General features: G+C 72.2%; 18 protein-coding genes, 1 tRNA gene and 1 pseudogene. 7 read left to right on the top strand and 13 right to left on the bottom strand.

Annotated elements, in window-relative coordinates; genetic code table 11:
* Positions 1–67: 67 nt before the first annotated feature.
* The gene (locus F9B16_RS06680) at positions 68–397 is read right to left on the bottom strand and encodes an ArsR/SmtB family transcription factor (RefSeq protein WP_151539085.1); all 330 of its coding nucleotides are present in this window, start codon (positions 395–397) and stop codon (positions 68–70) included.
* A gap of 82 nt (positions 398–479) precedes the next feature.
* On the opposite strand from F9B16_RS06680, the gene F9B16_RS06675 reads away from it, so the two are divergent.
* On the top strand, positions 480–989 hold the full coding sequence (locus F9B16_RS06675; protein WP_151539084.1) for a hypothetical protein: 510 nt from the start codon (positions 480–482) through the stop codon (positions 987–989).
* 1 nt (position 990) lies between these two features.
* Here F9B16_RS06675 and F9B16_RS06670 read toward each other — a convergent pair whose 3' ends face one another.
* Positions 991–1266 carry a GlsB/YeaQ/YmgE family stress response membrane protein gene (locus tag F9B16_RS06670; RefSeq protein WP_151539083.1) on the bottom strand — a complete coding sequence of 92 codons (276 nt, stop codon included), beginning with the start codon at positions 1264–1266 and terminating at the stop codon, positions 991–993.
* Between the two features lie 101 nt (positions 1267–1367).
* On the opposite strand from F9B16_RS06670, the gene F9B16_RS06665 reads away from it, so the two are divergent.
* The 3 genes from F9B16_RS06665 (at position 1368) to F9B16_RS06655 (ending at position 3300) form a co-directional block, all read left to right on the top strand.
* Positions 1368–1440: transfer RNA gene (locus F9B16_RS06665), tRNA-Thr, on the top strand.
* 250 nt (positions 1441–1690) lie between these two features.
* Positions 1691–1990 carry a hypothetical protein gene (locus F9B16_RS06660; protein WP_151539082.1) on the top strand — a complete coding sequence of 100 codons (300 nt, stop codon included), beginning with the start codon at positions 1691–1693 and terminating at the stop codon, positions 1988–1990.
* An 872-nt stretch (positions 1991–2862) separates the two neighbouring features.
* Positions 2863–3300 carry a nuclear transport factor 2 family protein gene (locus F9B16_RS06655; RefSeq protein WP_151539081.1) on the top strand — a complete coding sequence of 146 codons (438 nt, stop codon included), beginning with the start codon at positions 2863–2865 and terminating at the stop codon, positions 3298–3300.
* Positions 3301–3619: 319 nt separating this feature from the next.
* On the opposite strand, the gene F9B16_RS06650 is transcribed toward F9B16_RS06655, so the two are convergent.
* Positions 3620–3976: an excalibur calcium-binding domain-containing protein gene (locus F9B16_RS06650; RefSeq protein ID WP_225991419.1), complete on the bottom strand. Its 357-nt coding sequence runs from the start codon at positions 3974–3976 to the stop codon at positions 3620–3622.
* Positions 3977–4487: 511 nt separating this feature from the next.
* Positions 4488–4958 carry a DUF4352 domain-containing protein gene (locus tag F9B16_RS06645; RefSeq protein ID WP_151539079.1) on the bottom strand — a complete coding sequence of 157 codons (471 nt, stop codon included), beginning with the start codon at positions 4956–4958 and terminating at the stop codon, positions 4488–4490.
* A 344-nt stretch (positions 4959–5302) separates the two neighbouring features.
* On the opposite strand from F9B16_RS06645, the gene F9B16_RS06640 reads away from it, so the two are divergent.
* From F9B16_RS06640 to F9B16_RS06630, 3 genes are read left to right on the top strand one after another with little or no spacing between them, the layout of a single operon-like run.
* The gene (locus tag F9B16_RS06640; RefSeq protein ID WP_151539078.1) at positions 5303–5878 is read left to right on the top strand and encodes a dihydrofolate reductase family protein; all 576 of its coding nucleotides are present in this window, start codon (positions 5303–5305) and stop codon (positions 5876–5878) included.
* The gene (locus F9B16_RS06635; RefSeq protein ID WP_151539077.1) at positions 5875–6222 is read left to right on the top strand and encodes a YciI family protein; all 348 of its coding nucleotides are present in this window, start codon (positions 5875–5877) and stop codon (positions 6220–6222) included. Before F9B16_RS06640 ends, F9B16_RS06635 begins: the two co-directional genes overlap by 4 nt.
* Positions 6212–7396, top strand: coding sequence for an RNA polymerase sigma factor (locus tag F9B16_RS06630; protein ID WP_151539076.1), 1185 nt, complete (start codon positions 6212–6214; stop codon positions 7394–7396). The genes F9B16_RS06635 and F9B16_RS06630 overlap by 11 nt, the downstream gene beginning before the upstream one ends.
* Here the strand turns inward: F9B16_RS06630 and F9B16_RS06625 are convergent.
* The 9 genes and pseudogenes from F9B16_RS06625 to fahA form a co-directional block, all read right to left on the bottom strand.
* Positions 7391–8275, bottom strand: coding sequence for an EamA family transporter (locus F9B16_RS06625; RefSeq protein ID WP_151539075.1), 885 nt, complete (start codon positions 8273–8275; stop codon positions 7391–7393). The genes F9B16_RS06630 and F9B16_RS06625 overlap by 6 nt on opposite strands.
* Positions 8276–8471: 196 nt before the next feature.
* Entirely contained in the window at positions 8472–9392 is a 921-nt protein-coding gene (gene rlmB, locus F9B16_RS06620; RefSeq protein ID WP_151539074.1) for a 23S rRNA (guanosine(2251)-2'-O)-methyltransferase RlmB, read from the bottom strand.
* Between the two features lie 241 nt (positions 9393–9633).
* Positions 9634–11031, bottom strand: coding sequence for a cysteine--tRNA ligase (gene cysS / locus F9B16_RS06615; RefSeq protein WP_151539073.1), 1398 nt, complete (start codon positions 11029–11031; stop codon positions 9634–9636).
* 112 nt (positions 11032–11143) lie between these two features.
* Entirely contained in the window at positions 11144–12037 is an 894-nt protein-coding gene (locus tag F9B16_RS06610; protein ID WP_151539072.1) for an alpha/beta fold hydrolase, read from the bottom strand.
* Positions 12012–13277, bottom strand: coding sequence for an RNA polymerase sigma factor (locus tag F9B16_RS06605; protein ID WP_151539094.1), 1266 nt, complete (start codon positions 13275–13277; stop codon positions 12012–12014). The genes F9B16_RS06610 and F9B16_RS06605 overlap by 26 nt, the downstream gene beginning before the upstream one ends.
* 2 nt (positions 13278–13279) lie before the next feature.
* A complete protein-coding gene (locus F9B16_RS06600) occupies positions 13280–13636 on the bottom strand; it encodes a YciI family protein (RefSeq protein ID WP_225991421.1) in 357 nt (118 codons plus the stop codon).
* Positions 13637–14082: 446 nt separating this feature from the next.
* Positions 14083–15000 (bottom strand): DUF6585 family protein, encoded by a 918-nt coding sequence (locus F9B16_RS06595; protein WP_151539069.1) that lies wholly within the window; start codon positions 14998–15000, stop codon positions 14083–14085.
* Positions 14993–16210 (bottom strand): annotated as a pseudogene (locus F9B16_RS06590) (homogentisate 1,2-dioxygenase domain-containing protein). Before F9B16_RS06590 ends, F9B16_RS06595 begins: the two are co-directional and overlap by 8 nt.
* Positions 16211–16357: 147 nt before the next feature.
* Positions 16358–17578: a fumarylacetoacetase gene (gene fahA / locus F9B16_RS06585; RefSeq protein WP_151539067.1), complete on the bottom strand. Its 1221-nt coding sequence runs from the start codon at positions 17576–17578 to the stop codon at positions 16358–16360.
* Positions 17579–17653: the final 75 nt, after the last annotated feature.

The raw sequence follows: 17653 nt of genomic DNA, 5'->3' as shown, positions 1-17653 counted from the left end.
CCCCTCCGCCCCCGCGGCCGCCGCGGCCGCCGCGCCGGCCGGGCCGGGCGGCGCCGCGACCGGCGGGTCAGGCGCCCAGACCACGGGCGCGTCCGGCGTCACCCCGCAGATGCGCGACCATCTGCCGGACGATCGCCGCCACGTGCGGATCGTCGACCACGTAGAACTGGTGCCGGCCCTCCCTGCGCGCCCGCACCAGCCCGGCCAGCTTCAGCTTCGCCAGGTGCTGGCTGACCGCCGCCACCGTCCCGTCCACCTCGTCGGCCAGCGAGCTGACGTCCCGCTCCCCGTGCGTCAGCACCCACACGATGTGCAGCCGCGTCGTGGCCGCCAGCATCCCGAACCGGCCCGCCGCCTCCTGGAGCAACGCCGGCGACAGCGCCAGGTCGTCGCTCATCTTCCCCCGCCTCCGCTCACCGCCCCAGTCTCGCACGCCCCAACAATTGCGCAATTGCGCGAATGTTTGACAGTATGTCGGCATGACGGTCGAGCGGCGCATCCGCGTGGGCGCCTGGGAGATCACCCTCCGCTGGCCCGCCCCGGCGACCGGCGGCCCCACCGAGATGACGATCCGCCCGCACCCCGACGCGGACCCCCGCCTCGTCTCCCGCGGCCTCACCACCGGCACCCTCCGGGCCGTCCCGCTCCCGGAGCTGACCAGCGACGTCCTGCACTCGGCCCGCACCACCGCGCTCCCCGTCGCCGAGGCCCGCGAGATCCGCCGCATGGTCGAGGCGGCGCCCCGCCCGGGCCGCAAGGGCCGCCCCGACGAGTTCTTCGCCCTCGTCGCGGCCGTCTACTGCGCCTACGTCGACCTCGGCTACCCCAACCCCGTCCACATGCTCGCCGACGCCTGCGGCGCCCCCTGGCGCGCCGCCGCGAACTGGGTCCACCTGGCCCGCAAGAAAGGCTTCCTCAGCCCCACCCCGGAACGCCGCCCCGGCGGCGCCCCCACCCCCAAGACCACGAAGGCCCTGGGCTCGCGCTAGCTCATCTCGTACGCCGCCGGTTCCGCCGCCACGCCGCGACGGCCGCGACCCCGATCACGGCCAGCCCGACCTGGAACACCAGCTCGATCCAGTCGATCCCGGACGTCGTGGCGACCCCGGCCTTCTGCGCGATCGCGGTCCCCACGATCGCCGCGACGATCCCGATCAGCACGGTCAGCACGATCCCGATGGGCTGCCGTCCCGGCAGCAGCAACCGCCCCAGCGCCCCGATGATCGCGCCGATGACGATCGCGGTGATGATCCCCGTAATGTTCACCTACGCCCTGTGCCCGCTCACCACCGCGAATCACCTGCGCCGCCGCCCCGAAACCCCCGCGCGAACCCCCGCCGCGGTCGACTACGATGCGGGACGAGCCCGCCGGCGTAGCTCAATTGGCAGAGCATCTGTCTTGTAAACAGAAGGTTAGGGGTTCAAGTCCCCTCGCCGGCTCCCAGCTCAGAGGCCCCTCGCGATCTTCGCAAGGGGCCTCTCGCACCACCGTGGGAGCCACGGCATCCAGCCGCCGAACAGAACGCCCTCCGCCGCCGCGCGGCCAGGCGCCGGGCGGCGCGTGGCCGACACCACCTTCAGCCCGCCCCGTCCGATCGCCAGGGGTTCGCGCCGCCGCCCTCCAAGGCCTCTACTCTGTCGCGAGTCCATTGCCCGCCTCAGGGAGCCCATGTTGTCTACTGAGCACGCCGTGTTCTTGAAGTTCGCGTTTACTGGCGACGGGTTCGGCACCGAGCCGGAACGAGGAGCGATCTACGCGCTGGCTCATCAGCTTGAAGAAGTCCTTGAAGCAGCGGGTGACGGAGAGGTCGCCGGTCACGAGTTCGGTCAGGGCGCCGCAGAGATCTATCTCTACGGGCCTGATGCCGGGGCACTCCTTCAGGCCATTCGTCCGGCGCTTAGAACCGCCACTCCCCGCCCCACCGAGGCCGTCCTTCGCTACGGCGATCTCGACGATGACGGCTGCCGGGTAGAGGTCATACCGCTCTAACAAGAAGCCGACCCCGTAGAGGCCGTCATTTCGAAAGGTTCAGCGTCCGCCACCGGAGAAACCGGTGGTTCCCCAGCCCCTGGAGCCGGAGAACACTCCAGCGCGCATCTGTCCGTCAGGGGCTGAGCGCCGTTCGCGCGGGAGCACCACCCGCACCGTTGCGGCCCCCGGTCGAAGCGGCTCGAACTAGCTGAGACCGCCGAGGTCAGGCGCGGCCGCACGAAGCGCGGGACGGCGGCAGACGAGACGCTCGGCCGGAGGCAGCCTCGGAACTCGATGATCGTTCCGACCACGTCCGCCGGCACCGGTTCAAGCGTTGGTTGGTGCTCGGCCCGCTCCTCAACCGACACGAGCCGTTTCGTTGGCGACACTGCGGCACTCTCGTCACCTGAAACAGTGCGTACTCGCTCAATCGTCCAACCTGCGGGAAGCGAGGAGCTCATACGCACAGCATCGCAGGCGACACGGTGTCACAGGCCGTCAGCGATCGGCCCGCGAGCTGGTCGTCAGATTGACTCCCTGGGAGCCACAGGGCGAATGGGTTCGAACGGGCCGCCAGTCATCGACCCAGCGCGCGGACGGGTTCGCAAGACGCCAGTGATCGTTTAAGAACCCTGCAGCAGAAGGTTACGGGTTCAAGGCCCTTCGACGACTCCCACCTCAAAGCCCCTTCCGACCATTGAAGGAGCTTCTTGCTTGGCTCGTGGGTCACGTGCGCATGGTCGACGCCGTCCGCTGCGGTGTGCTTCCGTTGAATAGGGTCGCCACAGGCGACGGGACCGTGGCCGGACGGATGGGCTCGCCGCTGGCATCGACTGCGGCGGTCGGTGGAGGCCGTTGACCAAAAACGAGAACACGTTACAGTTTGCGTCATGACCGCAGTCACCTGGGATGCACCGGACGGCGACCACCCCGCGCGTCGGGCGGTGCGCGCTGCGATGGACGCGGCCGCCGCCGGGCGCAAGCAGGAGTGGCTCGCGCTGTTCGCCCCGGACGCCGTCATCGAGGACCCCGTCGGTCCCTCGATGCTCGATCCCGAGGGCAAGGGGCACCGCGGGCCGGACGGGATCGAGCGGTTCTGGGACGAGAACATCGCCCGGGTGCGGAAGTACCACTTCCGTGTGAGCGACTCGTTCGCCAACGGCCCCGCATGCGCGAACGTCGTCACCATCACCGCGACACTGGACGGCGGGACCACCCTGACGATCGACTGCCTGACCGTCTACACGGTCGATGACGACGGCCTGATCACCTCGTTCCGCGCCCACTGGGAACCGGATCGCGTGATGGCCACCCTGACCTCGCCGTAGAGTGTGCGGAACCGACATCGGGCCGTGCGCGCTTCTCTGCCCTGGTCAGGCTTGAGCGGGTCAACGGCGTCGCGTCAGCATTCGGTCCAGAAACGCGAGTGCTGCTCTACGGCGTGACGGCTTCCCAGACCACACGGCAGGGAGCGTGATTCCGAAGACCAGCGCCAGAAGGACCAGAGCCCACAACGCCGCGCACGTCCGAAGTCCCAAAAGCGATTAGCGCGGAGGAGGACAGAAATCGGTGCGGCGGCGCTTGCCGGATGCGTAGCCGACGCGAGTCGGCCGCAGTGCCGTTTCTCGCGAAAGCGGCGCCGGCCCGCTACTCGCAGACGGTGCCGTCGCCGTCCCGGTCGATGTACCAGGCGTACTCGGGGTCCATACCCTCAACGTAGGGGCCGTATCCGTGCGCTTTCGCCTCTGCGCAGGTTCCGAAACGCGGGTCGGTCTTCGGTGCAGCCGGTTCCTGTTTCGTCGGATGCGGCTTCGGGCGGGGCTTCGCTTTCGCGGGCGCCTTTGAGGGGAGAACGGCGTCCTGGTACTCGGTGATCGTCACTGTCACCGCGGAAGGGATCGGCACCGGGGCTGCTGCGGCGGACGTCGTCGGCGGGTGGTCACCCGATCCCTTGGCGCCAGCACCGATCCCGATGCCGACGACCAAGGACAATGCGACAAGCACGATGACACCACCAGTAGGGATGTGGTGTGGCTGATGCGGCGGCGGGACCGGCGTCCGGGGTGGTGGCGGATACACGCTTCAGGCCTCCCAGCGCAGGATTCGGATGACGCGCGCGCACCTGAGACGCCCGCCATGCGCACCCCGTTCACGTCCGCCGGTATATCTGTCTTTATCCGGCCACCGGCGGAGACACCGTCCTCGCCGTTGGGCCTACAGCCGTGTGGGGCGGTGTTGGGAGAGCTTCCGGCTTAATCGGCTCCTTGTCGCTTGACGCCGTACCGCTTGTGCAACCGCAATAGCCGTGGCATCACGATCGGCACCAGAACGGTGGCCGCGCTATCCGCGGGGAGGTGTTCCAGGACGGCTCCAAAGGAAACCTGTACCGCCATGGGCGTGGAAGTACCGCGATCCAGGCCAGCGGCGTTTGCCTTCCCGTCGACGGCGACGGGACGCGGTCTTCTCTGGGCATACGCGTTTCGCGCCCCGCCCGGTGGGGCGGGGCGCGGGTCCGTCAGGCGACTTCGGCTCGGGCGGCCTCGCTGAACAGCGGATTCGTCATCGCGAGGATCTTCGGGACGAACTTCCCCTTGCCGCACACCAGCCCAACGGCCTTCTCGTGCGACGCGAGGGTGGTCGTGTCGATCTCCCCGTTGTACTCGCCGAGCGCCTGGTCCGCCGAGTGCTTGACGCCCTTGGTGTCGGTGATGCTGAAGTACAGCGGGTTCACCTCGACGGACTTCTTGGTCTGGTTCGTGACCGTCACCTTCACGCACGACAGCGCGCCGCCGTCCGACAGGACGGACCTGGAAGCGTGGGCGCGCTTGGCGACCAGCTTGATCGGCACGGCCTTCGGCTTCCCGGACGTCTTGCCGGCGGCCTTCGTGCTGCTCTGCGTCTCGGGGGTGGTGCCCGCGGCGGGGTCGCACGCGGCGAGGGCGACGACGGCGGCACCGGCGACGGCGGCGATGACGATGTTGCGCATGAATGCTTCCCTTGCTTTCCAGGTCGTTCGTGGCGGGTGCGTCTCCTCTGGCGGCGGTACTGTGACGTGCCGCGTTTACCTGGCGTTCACCTTGGTGAGGGTGGTGTCACGAAGCGGCCAGCCCGGCAGCCGTGGTTCCCCGGGCCGCCATGTGAAGGCGAGTGGGCGTGCGAATGCCTCGGCCCGAGGGGCGCCTTGAGGATGGCCGGGGCTTCGGGGAGAGGTCGTGCGCGGCGGGGTCGTCCGGCTGAATTCTTGGGTTCGGTGTCGATGTGGGGGGACGGTCTTCGTGTAGGGGGCGAGGGGGCGGCGGTGGGCCGGCCCGTAGGTGAGGAGATCGGCTCGTGGGGAAGTTGACCGTAGTGGAGCACGTGACGCTCGACGGGGTGATGCAGGCGCCGGCGCGGGCGGACGAGGACGAACGGGACGGGTTCCCCCACGGTGGTTGGGGGATTCCCGGGAATGACGAGGTCATGGCGTCCGAGATGGGCAAGCGGATGGGCGGGGACGGGGCGATCCTGCTCGGCCGGCGGACGTACGAGGACTTCCGCGCGGTGTGGCCCGCGCGGAAGGACAACCCGTACACCGAGGTGCTGAACCGGACGCGCAAGTACGTCGTGTCGCGGACGCTGCGGGAGCCGCTGCCGTGGCAGAACTCGGTGCTCGTGGACGACGTCGGCGCGGTGGCGGGGATCAAGGACCGGGAGGTGGGGCTGACGGTGCTCGGCAGCGGGGAGCTCGTCGGGTCGCTGGCGCGGCTGGGGCTGGTGGACGAGTACCTGCTGCAAACCCATCCGGTGGTGCTGGGGACGGGGCGGCGGTTGTTCGCGGGGTTCTCGGAGAATCTGCGGCTGGTGGACGCCGTCACGACGACGACCGGGGTCGTCATCGCGACCTATCGGAAACAGGAGGACGCATGAAGCGGTACGTGTTCAACATCATCCAGCCCGTGGGCGAGAAGCCGCCGCCGGAGGAGCTGGAGAAGGTGATGGAGCAGCTGGCGGAGATCCGGCGGGAGCTGGAGCTGTCGGAGGCGTGGGTGTTCGGGTGCCCGCTGCACGAGCCGGGCGACAGCGCGGTGGTGCGGGTCGAGGGCGATGACGTGATCGCGACGGACGGGCCGTACACCGAGAGCAAGGAGCACGTCGGCGGGTTCACGATCGTCAAGATGGAGACCCAGGACGAGGCGCTGTGGTGGGCCGGGCGGTACTCGCGGGTGACGGGGCTGCCGGTGGAGGTGCGACCCTTCCAGGGTGAGTGCTGACGACGTCGAGCGGGCGTTCCGGGAGGAGCACGGCCGCGCGGTGGCGGTGCTGGTCCGGGCGTTCGGGGATCTGGACGTCGCGGAGGAGGCCGTGCAGGACGCGTTCGCCGAGGCGGTGCGGCGGTGGCCGGTGGACGGGCCGCCGCCGAGCCCGGCGGGGTGGATCATCACGACGGCGCGGAACCGGGCGATCGACCGGCTGCGGCGGGAGGGCGCGCGGGCGGGGAAGCACGCGCAGGCGGTGCTGCTGAGCGGTCCGGCGGAGGCGAAGCCGGAGCCGGCCGTCGGGGACGACCGGTTGCGGCTGCTGTTCACGTGCTGCCATCCGGTGCTGGGGATGGCGGCGCGGGTGGCGTTGACGTTGCGGATGGTGGGCGGGCTGTCGACGGCGGAGATCGCGCGGGCGTTCCTGGTGCCGGAGAGGACGATGGCGCAGCGGCTGGTGCGGGCGAAGGCGCGGATCCGGGAGGCGCGGGTCCCGTACCGGGTGCCGGAGGCGGAGGAGCTGCCGGGGCGGCTGGCGGGTGTCCTCGCGGTGGTCTATCTGGTGTTCAACGAGGGGTACCGGCGGGAGGCGACGGCGGCGGAGGCGATCCGGCTGGGCCGGGTGCTGCTGGAGCTGCTGCCGGACGAGCCGGAGGTGCGGGGGCTGCTCGGGTTGATGCTGCTGGTGGAGTCGCGGCGGGCGGCGCGGGTGCGGGGCGGTGAGCTGGTGCTGCTCGCGGACCAGGATCCGGGGCTCTGGGACGGGGCGATGGCGGAGGAGGGGCGGGAGCTGGTGCGGTGGTGCCTGCGGCGGAACCGTCCGGGGCCGTACCAGGTCCAGGCGGCGATCAATGCGGTGCACAGCCGTCCGCCGACGGACTGGCGGCAGGTGCTCGCGCTGTACGACCAGCTCATGGCGGTGGCGCCGAGTCCGGTGGTGGCGTTGAACCGGGCGGTCGCGGTGGCGGAGGTCGAGGGGGTGGACGCGGCGCTTCCGCTGGTCGAGGCCCTCGACCTCGACCGCTACTACCTGTTCCATGCGATCCGTGCGGATCTGCTGCGGCGGTCGGGTCGGGACGTGGAGGCCGCCAAGGCCTACGGGGAGGCGCTCGCGCGCACACAGGACGAGGTCGAGATCGCGTTCCTGGAGCGGCGGCGCCTCAGCGTGCTGCAGGGCGGCGGTTCATGACCGGCGGTTGAGGGCCTGGCCGGCGACGAGGGCGCCGAGCGCGACGGTGAACCCGACGATCTGCCAGGCGGTGAGGGTCTGGCCGAGGATCAGCAGGCCGGCGAGGGTCGCGACCATCGGGTTGGTGAGGCCGAGCAGGGAGACCGAGGTGGGCGGCAGCCGGTCGATGCCGCGGAACCAGAGGGCGTAGGCGACGGCGGTCCCGACGATGCCGAGGTAGAGGAAGCCGAGGACGTTCTGGCCGGTCAGCGACGCGGGGACGCCTTCGAACGCGAGGGTGAACGGGGCGAGGACGAGGCCGCCGACGGTGAGCTGCCAGCCCGTCATGACGATCGGGGACTCGGGCCGTCCCCACTTCTTGGCGAGCACGATCGCCGTGGCCATCAGCGAGGTGGCGGTGAGCATGGCGCCGATGCCGAGCGGGTCGAGGCGGGCGTCGCCGGTGAGGGTCAGCAGCGCGACGCCGCCGGTGCCGGCGATCGCCGAGTACAACACGGCGCGGGCGGGGCGGGCGTGCAGGACGAGCAGCGACAGCACCGCGACGACCAGGGGCTGAACGGATCCGATGGTGGCGGCGACGCCGCCGGGCAGCCGGTAGGCGGCGAAGAAGATCAGCGGGAAGAACGCGCCGAAGTTGAGGACGCCGAGGACGGCGGACTTCCACCACCAGGACCCCTTGGGGAGGCGGCGGTTGGCGGCGAGGAGCACCAGCCCGGCGGGCAGGGCGCGCATCGTGGCGGCGAGCAGCGGGCGGCCGTCGGGCAGCAGCGTGGTGGTGACGACGTAGGTGGTGCCCCAGCTCGCGGGCGCGAGCGCCGCGAGGCCGAGGTCGGCGGCGTAGCGGTCGCGGAGGGATCGGGGGGCCGCGATGGCGGTCATCTGATCACCCTTCCTTCGTTTGCCTCAACGTTGAGATGGCAGCACGTGGCTTACCTCACCGTCAATCCTCTGAACGTTGAGATTATTTACGAAAAGAGAGTGATACACATCACAGTGCCGAGCCCGTGACCTTGAGCTACCGGAAGGGGCCTGTGGAGGGGCGCCCTCGGTGGATGCCTGTCAGGAGCGCGGCCCGTTAGGAGCGCAGGCGGCTGACCTCGTAGAGGGCGATCCCGGCGGCCACTCCGGCGTTCAGCGACTCGGCCTTGCCCGGCATCGGGATCGTGACGAGCATGTCGCAGGTGTCGGCGACGAGCCGCCCGAGCCCCTTGCCCTCCGAGCCCACGACCAGCACGAACGGCCCGGCCGCGATCTCCATGTCGGCGACGGTCACGCCGCCGCGCGCGTCGAGCCCGGCGACGAAGCAGCCGGCCTTCTGGTACGCCTTCAGCTGCCGCGCCAGGTTCGTCGCCTGCGCGACCGGGATCGTCGCGAGCGTCCCCGCGGACGACTTCCACGCGCCCGCGTTCACCCCCGCGGCGCGCCGCTCCGGCACCACCACGCCGGTGGCGCCGAACGCCGCCGCGGACCGGACGATAGCGCCGAGGTTGCGCGGGTCGGTGATCCCGTCGACCGCGACGATCAGCGGCGCCGTCCCGGTGAGCAGGTCGTCGGGGTGCGCGTACCGGTACGGCTTGACCTGCAGCGCGATGCCCTGGTGGACGGCCCCGTCGGTCAGCCGGTCCAGCTCGTTCTTGCCGGTCTCCAGCAGCGGGATGCCGCGGTCGGCGGCGAGCTGGATCGACTCGCGGACCCGCTCGTCCGTGCCCGACGACACGTACAGCGTGCTGCCGGGCACCCCGGCGCGCAGGGCCTCCACGACCGGGTTCCGGCCGGTGACCAGCTCGGGGACCTCGCCGTTCGCGCGGCGCGCCCCGGCCGGGCGTCCCGTCGCGGCCGGACGGCCCTCAGCGGCCCGCGCCGCGCGCGCGCCCGGGCCCATGGTCTGGGTGCCGGTCCGCTTGGCGTTCTTGACGGCCCGCGCCTTCTGGCGCTTGCCGTGCCAGTGCCGGTCCTCGGCCTTGGGGGTGGGACCCTTGCCCTTGCGCTTGGCCATTGTTCGGTACGCCCCTCGCGACGATTGCGTGCTCGCCCTCGCGGCTTGTCGGGCGGCTGAGATCTCCGGGGCGCGCACATGCGGACGCCCGCGAACGTCCAATTTTATCCGCCGCGGCCAGTGCGCCGCGCCCGCCGAACCGAACCGGCGTCCGCCGCAGCGAACCGGCGCCGCCGAACCAACCGGCGCGCGCCGCGCCGAAGCGCCCGCCGCGCTGCCCGCCCACAGGGGTTCGGCGCGGTCAGTCTCGCTTGAGCTCCCAGCGGGCGCCGTGCGGGGTGTCCTCGACGACGATGCCGGCATCGGCGAGGCCGTCGCGGATCGCGTCGGCGGACGCGTAGTCCTTGCGGGCCCGCGCCGCCTGCCGCTGCTCCAGAGCCACCGCGACCAGGGCGTCCACGACGGGACGCAGGTCGTCGCCGCCGCCCTGCGTCCACTGCTCCGACAGCGGGTCGAGGCCCAGCACCCCCGCCATCGCCCGGACGGACGCCAGGTCCCGGCGGACCGCGTCCTCGTCGCCGGCCGCCAGCGCGCTGTTGCCCTCGCGGACGGTCTCGTGCAGCGTCGCGAGCGCCTGCGGGACGCCGAGGTCGTCGTTCATCGCGGCCGCGAACGCCTCGGGCACCGATCCCGCCGGCTCACCCGCGCCGACGACCTCGCTCGCCCGCGTCACGAACCCCTCGATGCGCTGGTAGGCCGACACCGCCTCGGCCAGCGCGGCGTCGGTGTAGTCCATCAGCGACCGGTAGTGCGCGGAGGCCAGGTAGTAGCGGATCTCCGCCGGACGCGCCTTCCCGAGCAGGTCGGGCAGCAGCACCACGTTCCCGACGGACTTGCTCATCTTCTCGCCGTCCACCGTCAGCAGCCCGTTGTGCAGCCAGTACCGCGCGAACCCGTCGCCCGCCGCGCGCGACTGGGCGATCTCGTTCTCGTGGTGCGGGAAGATCAGGTCGACGCCGCCGCCGTGGATGTCGAAGACGGGCCCGAGGTACTTGGTCGCCATCGCCGAGCACTCCAGGTGCCAGCCGGGCCGCCCGTCGCCCCACGGCGTCTCCCAGGCCGGCTCGCCGGGCTTCGCGCCCTTCCACAGGGCGAAGTCGCGGGGGTCGCGCTTGGCGTCCTCGTTCGGGGTGTCGCCGGTCGGCCGCATGTTCTCCAGCCGCTGGTTGGACAGCTCGCCGTAGTGGTCGGCCCACGACTTCACGTCGAAGTACACGTCGCCGGCCGCCGTGTAGGCGTGCCCCTTCTCGATCAGCCGCCGGATCAGCACGATCATCTCTGGGACGTGCCCGGTGGCGCGCGGCTCGATCGTCGGCGGCAGGCAGCCGAGCAGGTCGTAGCCCTGCGTGAAGACCCGCTGGTTGCCCTCGGCGACCGCGAACCACGGCACGCCGCGCTCCGCCGCCACCGCGATGATCTTGTCGTCGACGTCGGTGACGTTCCGCGCGAACGTCACCTCGTAGCCGGACGCGCGCAGCCAGCGCAGCAGCACGTCGTAGATCACGCCGGACCGCAGATGACCGATGTGCGGAGAAGCCTGCGGCGTCGCACCACACACGTACATCCCCACGCGGCCCTCTTCCAGGGGCTCGAACGTGCGGACGCTACGGGTACCGGTGTCGTAAAGGCGCAGACTCACAATCACAGGCTATTGGATCCGCCCCGGCCCGCGCGGACTCTCGCGCACCCGCGCCCCGAACTCCCGGCCCCCTCCGAACCAGCCTGGAGGGGCCGGGGGCGGTTCCCCGCGTTCAGGAGGCGAAGGCCTTGGCGAGGCGGTCCGCGAAGGCGGGGGCCTCGGCGCCGAAGCCGCCGTGGTCGCCGGGGTAGGTCTCGGCGGGCCTCCCGAGGCGCTCGGCCAGGGCGAGGCCGGCCCGGTGCGGCGGCTCGCCGGCGGACTCCGCGCCGACGGCGACCGTGATCCGGACCGGGGACTCGCGCAGCGCCGCGACGTCGAGGACGTGGCGCCCGAAGCCGGGCACCTCGTAGCCCGCGAAGAAGTCGGTGTTCTTTTCGAACCGCGCGAACATCTCCAGCATCTCGGGGCTCGGCGCCTCGGCGGCCTCCGAGGATCCGGCGGCCTCCCCGGCGCTCTCGGCCTCCCCCGCGCTCTCGGGCTCTCCTTCGCTCTCGGGCTCGTCGCCGCCGGACATGCCCATGGCGGCGCCGAAGACGCCCATCGCCGGGCCAACGCCGCCGTCCTCGTAGGCGCGCTCGACGTCCGCGATGACCGACTCCCAGTGGTCGGCGTCCGGCAGCAGCCTCAGCAGCGGCGGCTCGTGGGCGACGAGCGCGCGGACCTGCTCCGGATGCCGCGCCGCCAGCTCGAGCGCGATCTGCGCGCCGGAACTGTTGCCGAACACGAAGGCGGGACCGTCCGCCACCGCGCCGAGCAGCCGGGACGCGTCGTCGGCGTGGACGACGATCTCCTGGCGCTCGGGCGGGCCGGTGAGCGGGCTGCGGGAGTTGCCGCGCCGGTCGTAGGTCACGACCGTGTACCGGTCGGCGAGCAGGCCGGCGAGACCGGCGTAGCCCGCCGCGTCGTAGATCCCGCCGCAGATCAGCAGCAGGACCGGCCCGGACCCGCGCACCTCGTAGTGCAGGGAGGCGCCGGGGACGTCAAGGGTTCGCGTCGTCGTTTCCATCGTGGTCTTCTCCGTCGAGTCGTGCGATGCGGGCTTCGAGATAGCGCTGCTCGGGGAGGCTGGTGGTGCCCCGGGCGGCGGCGCGGTAGGCGTCGCGGGCGGCGGCGACGTCGCCCGCCTGCTCCAGCAGGTGGGCCCGGACGGCCGCGAGCCGGTGGTGCTCGGACAGCCGCTCGTCGCCGTCCAGGGTCGCCAGCAGGTCCAGTCCGGCGCGCGGGCCGTGCGCCATCGCGAGCGCGACGGCCTCGTTCAGCGTGACCATCGGGTTCGGCGCCAGGTGCGACAGCAGCCGGTACAGGGCGAGGATCTGCGGCCAGTCGGTGTCCTCGGGCCGCGCCGCCTCCGCGTGGACGGCGGCGATCGCGGCCTGCACCTGGTACGGGCCGGGCGGCGACCAGGTGAGGGCGTCGGTGATCAGCCGGGTGCCCTCGGCGATGGCCTCGGCGTCCCAGCGCGTCCTGTCCTGCTCGGACAGCGGGACGAGCAGGCCGTCGGCGCCGGTCCGCGCGGGCCGGCGCGCGTCGGTCAGCAGCATCAGGGCGAGCAGGCCGGTGACCTCCCCGTCGCCGGGCAGCAGCCCGTGCACGGCCCGCGCCAGCCGGATCGCCTCCGCGGTCAGGTCGGCGCGCTGCAGGTCCGGGCCGCTGGACGCGGTGTACCCCTCGTTGAAGATCAGGTACAGGACCTGCAGGACCGCGCGGAGCCGGTCGTCGCGCTCGGCCGGGGGCGGCGGCGCGAACCGGGCGCCGGTCGCCTTGATCCGCTGCTTGGCCCTGCTGATCCGCTGCGCCATCGTCGCCTCCGGCACCAGGAACGCCCGCCCGATCTGCGCGGTCGTCAGCCCGCCGACCGCGCGGAGGGTGAGCGCGACCTGCGAGGACGGCGTCAGCGCGGGATGGCAGCAGAGGAACAGCAGGGTGAGCGTGTCGTCGCGGTCGCCGGGCCGGTCCTCGCCGGGGCCGTCCTCGCCGGCCGGCACCTCGCGCAGCGCCACGGCGGCCTCCCGGTCGCGGCGCGCGCGCTCGCTGCGCCACTGGTCGGTGAGCCGGCGCGTCGCGACGGTCAGCAGCCAGCCGCGCGGGTTCTGCGGGACGCCCTCGTCCGGCCACTGGACGGCCGCGGCGAGCAGCGCCTCCTGGACGGCGTCCTCGCACTGGTCGAACACGCCGTGCCGGCGGACGAGGGTCCCGAGGACCTGCGGCGCGAGCTCGCGCAGCAGGTCCTCGACCGCGACGGGCACCGTCACATCTCGCTCCCCGCGTGGTGCATGACGGGACGGACCTCCATCCGCCCGCCGAACCGGACGTCCGGCCACCGCGAGGCGATCTCCACGGCCCGCTCCAGGCTCTCGCAGTCGACGGTGAGGTACCCGGCGAGGTGCTCCTTCGCCTCCACGAACGGGCCGTCGGTCACCGCGGGCAGCCCGTCCTTCTCCCGCACGACCTTGGTGGTCGACGGGTCGGCGAGCGCCTCGGTCACGACCAGCTCGCCGCGCTCGGTGATCTCCTTCATGAGCTCATCGACCTCGCCGAACAGCTCCTGCCGCTCCTGCTCGGTCAGCTCCTCGACGAACCCCGGCCGGTTGAAGATCAGCAGCATGTACTTCACGGGTGTCTCCTCGTTCTGGTGCGGCTTGTCGGGGCCGCACGCGGTGTCGGGGCGGCCCTCGGCGGCCGCACGTCACGCATGGATCGGAGCCGCGGCCGGTTCCTCGACATCCTCCCCGAAGAAATCTCCACTTCCCCCAAAAACCCCACCCGGCCCCGCCCACTCCAGCCTCCCGCCCTGGCCCGCAACAACGTCGCGGCCAAGCCCGCCGTGCTCCCCCTGACGCCCACCACCACGACCCAGTGCGCAATCACCACCTCACGCCGCCCATGCACCCACCCCGGTCTCCTCCGCCCCCGACGCGCTCGCCGCCGCCCCAGAGGAGATCGGCCCACGCGCCCCTATATCGACCCGACGGCCGCACGAGAAAGCCGAGGGCACACGGACCGGCGTCCGGGCGTCTCGCCGGGGCGGGGGCTCGCAGGCAGCGGCGCGGGCTAGATCGGGCCGAGCATTTCCTTGATCTCGGAGCAGAGGAGGGTGAAGGGCAGGGCGTCCGGCATGTGGCCGGCGACCGCGGCCAGGTCGGGACGGCCGCCGTACGAGCACACGGTCACCAGCCCGTCGCCGATCCCGACCTCGCGGACCGCCTGCCACGGGACCCGCTGCCCGTCCTTCTCGACGCCGTCCAGGTCGACGGTGAACGGCCCCAGCCGCACGGCCTCGCCCGACTTGACCGCCGCGAGATGCCGGGGCAGCGCGCGGCGCGTCACCTCGGCGGCGACCGTCTCGCCGAGCGTCCGCACGCCGGGCAGTTCGTCGCCGAAGCGCAGGACGCGTCCGTCCGAGCTCACGACCGTGAAGCGCCATCGGGTCCCGTTCGCCGGGCCGGCGCCGCCCGACGGTGGAGCGGCCCCGCCCCACGGTCGGACGCCGGAGACCGTCACCGAGACCAGGTCGTCCCACATGAACACGCCGGCGTCGCCGTCGAGGCCGGTGGCCGCGAGCGCCTCGGGCGCGGCATCGCCCCATGTGTCGCCGTCGCCCGGCGGGCCGGCGACGGCAGGACGTGTGCGTGTCAGCGCACCGGAGCCCTTGCGCCCGGCGCGCTTGGCGCCCGCGGGCCCGGGAGCCGGGGAGACGACGAGGCCGCCGGTGAACAGGTGGACCACGGGGGCGCGGCGCCACACGATGCCCCGGCCCGCGATCCAGCCGGCGGCCGCCGCGCAGCCCATGGCGATCACGGTGAGCGGTGCGCCGAGCCAGGCGCGGCCGGACAGGAAGGCGGCGACGGCGGCCGGGACCAGCGCGACCACGGCCGCGGCGAGCGCGATCAGCCAGGTGAGCGCGCGGCACCGGGCCGGCCGCGCGTCGAAGGTCCGGACCGGCTCGCCGAGCCCGGGCGGGTCAGCCATCGCCCTCCCGCTGGCCGGAGGCGCGCGCCCACGTCCACGCGTACTCGGTGTCCTCGCAGCGGCGCGCCGCGGTGCCGAGGCGCAGCGGCCGGAACGTGTCGATCATGACGGCCATCTCCGTGGTGCGGTCGTGCCCCTGCTTCACCGCCTCCACCACCGCCTCGACGGCGCCCGGCTGCGGCCCGTGCGTGAACCCCGACGGGTGCAGCGAGATGGAGCCGATGCCGATGCCCGAGCCCTTGCGGGCCGAGTAGTCGCCGGCGACGTAGAACATCATCTCGTCGCTGTCGACATTGTGGTGGTTGTACGGGATCGGCACGGCCTGATCGTCGAAGTCGAGGGGCCGCGGGCAGAACGAGCAGATCACGAACCCCGGCCCCTCGAACGTCTGGTGGACGGGCGGCGGCGCGTGCGTCCGTTTCACGACGGGCTCGAAGTCGTTGATGTTGAAGACGTAGGGGTAGAGGTAACCGTCCCAGCCGACGACGTCGAACGGGTGCCGCAGGTACGTCAGGCGCGACAGCCCGTTCCGGTTGCGGACGAGGACCGGCGCCTCTCCCCCGTCCACCAGCAGCGGTTCGGACGGGCCGCGCAGGTCGCGCTCGCTGTAGGGCGCGTGCTCCAGGAACTGCCCGTACTGCGACAGGTACCGCTTCGGCGGCCTGATGTGCCCCCTGGCCTCGATGACGAGCGCCTTGAGGGACGCTCCACCGCCCCGTTCCGGCAGCACCTAGCGATGGATCGTCCCGGTCGGGATGACCACGTAGTCGCCTTCGCCGACGTCGAGCGCCCCGTAGGTCGTCTCGACCCGCGCGCGCCCGGTCTGGACGTACACGACCTCGGCGCCGGCCGAGTTCCGGTACAGCTCGCTGGTGGCGTCCGCCGCGACGAATGAGACGGTGACGTCGTCGTTGCCGAACAGGACCTGCCGGCCGAGGACCGCGTCGCCGCCCTCGGGCAGGTCCTGGGTGCGGTACGCGCGCGGTTGCAGCGGATGGTTGGGGGCGAGCCCGGCGCCGTCGGCGGCCGCGTCCCGCACGCCCTCGCTCTTGGTGATCGCCGTCGGCGCGTACCGGTGGTACAGCAGGCTGGAGTCGGACGTGAAGCCCTCCTCGCCCATCAGCTCCTCGGCGTACAGGCCGCCGTCCGGCCGCCGGAACTGCACGTGACGCTTCCGCGGGATCTCCCCCACGGCCCTGTAATACGGCATCGCCGCCTCCCATCGGGGACGCCCTCGTCCCCTTCACCGTACGTCTTCGCCCCTGCCGCGGCGGCGCACGCCGACCCCGACGCCTCCATGTTCACGGCCGTGCGCGGCGAACGGCATCAGAACGTCGTTCTGTGGATAACCGGGCCGTCAGGACGGTGCCGGATGCACCGTGCCGACGACCTCCCCCAGCGAGATGACCGACCCCGACGCGCCCGGCGCCGTCGCGCGGATCGTCACCGTGTCGCCGTCCTCCAGGAACGTCCGCTTCGTCCCGTCGCCGAGGTCCACCGGCTCGCGGCCGTTCCAGCTGAGTTCCAGCAGGCAGCCCCGCTGGCCGCGCTCCGGACCCGACACCGTCCCGGACGCGAAGAGGTCGCCCGTGCGCAGCGGCGCGCCGTTCACCGTGGCGTGCGCGAGCTGCTGCGGTGCCGTCCAGTACATCCCGGCGAACGGCGGCTCGGACACGACCTGCCCGTTGATCAGGACCTCGAGCCGCAGGTCAAGGCCCCACGCCTCGTCGCAGCGCAGGTAGCCGAGCGGCTCCGGATCCTGGACGGGCGGGTCCACGCGCGCGTGCTCCAGCGCGGCGACCGGCACCACCCACGGGGAGATCGACGTCGCGAACGACTTGCTGAGGAACGGCCCGAGCGGCTGCGACTCCCAGGCCTGCAGATCGCGCGCGCTCCAGTCGTTGACCAGCAGGAACCCGAACACGTGATCGCGGAACGCGCCGGTCGGGACGCCCCGCCCCGGCACCGACGGGACGCCCGCGACGAACCCGACCTCCGCCTCGAAGTCCAGCCGCAGCGACGGCCCGTACGACGGCTCCGGCTCGCTCATCCCTGTCATGCGCTGCCCGGACGGCCGGACGATCGGCGTCCCCGACGGGTACACCGTCCCGGCGCGCCCGTGGTAGCCGACCGGCAGCCGCTTCCAGTTCGGCTTGAGCGGCTCGCCCTGCGGCCGGAAGATCCGTCCCACGTTGGCCGCGTGGTGCTCGGAGGAGTAGAAGTCGACATAGTCGGCCACTTCGATCGGCCGCAGCACCTCCACGTCGGCCACGGGGATCAGGTGCGGTTCCACCTGCTCGCGGTGGGCCGCGTCCGTCAGCAGTTCCGTGACGCGGGCGCGGTTGGCCTGCCAGGCGGCGCGTCCGGCCACCATGAAGGCGTTCAGCGAACCGGACGCGAAGTAGTGCCGGTCCTCCACGAGCCCGGCGGCCGACAGGCCCGCGAGGTCGAGAACGTACGCCCCGATCGCCACGCCCACGCGCGGCATCTCCCCGGGACGCGAGAACACGCCGTACGGCAGGTTCTCGATGCCGAAGCCGTCGCCCTCATCGATCTCCACCCACGGAACCGTCGTCATGGAGACATATCTTCCCCAGTGTTCCGCGTTCTGACCGGCCGCGGGCGCGCGGGATCCCGGCCCCTACCGGTGACG

This window comes from Actinomadura montaniterrae, from assembly GCF_008923365.1.
Lineage (GTDB): Bacteria > Actinomycetota > Actinomycetes > Streptosporangiales > Streptosporangiaceae > Spirillospora > Spirillospora montaniterrae.
Note: the sequence above shows the minus strand (reverse complement) of the source record. Positions and strands in the feature narration are given on the sequence as shown.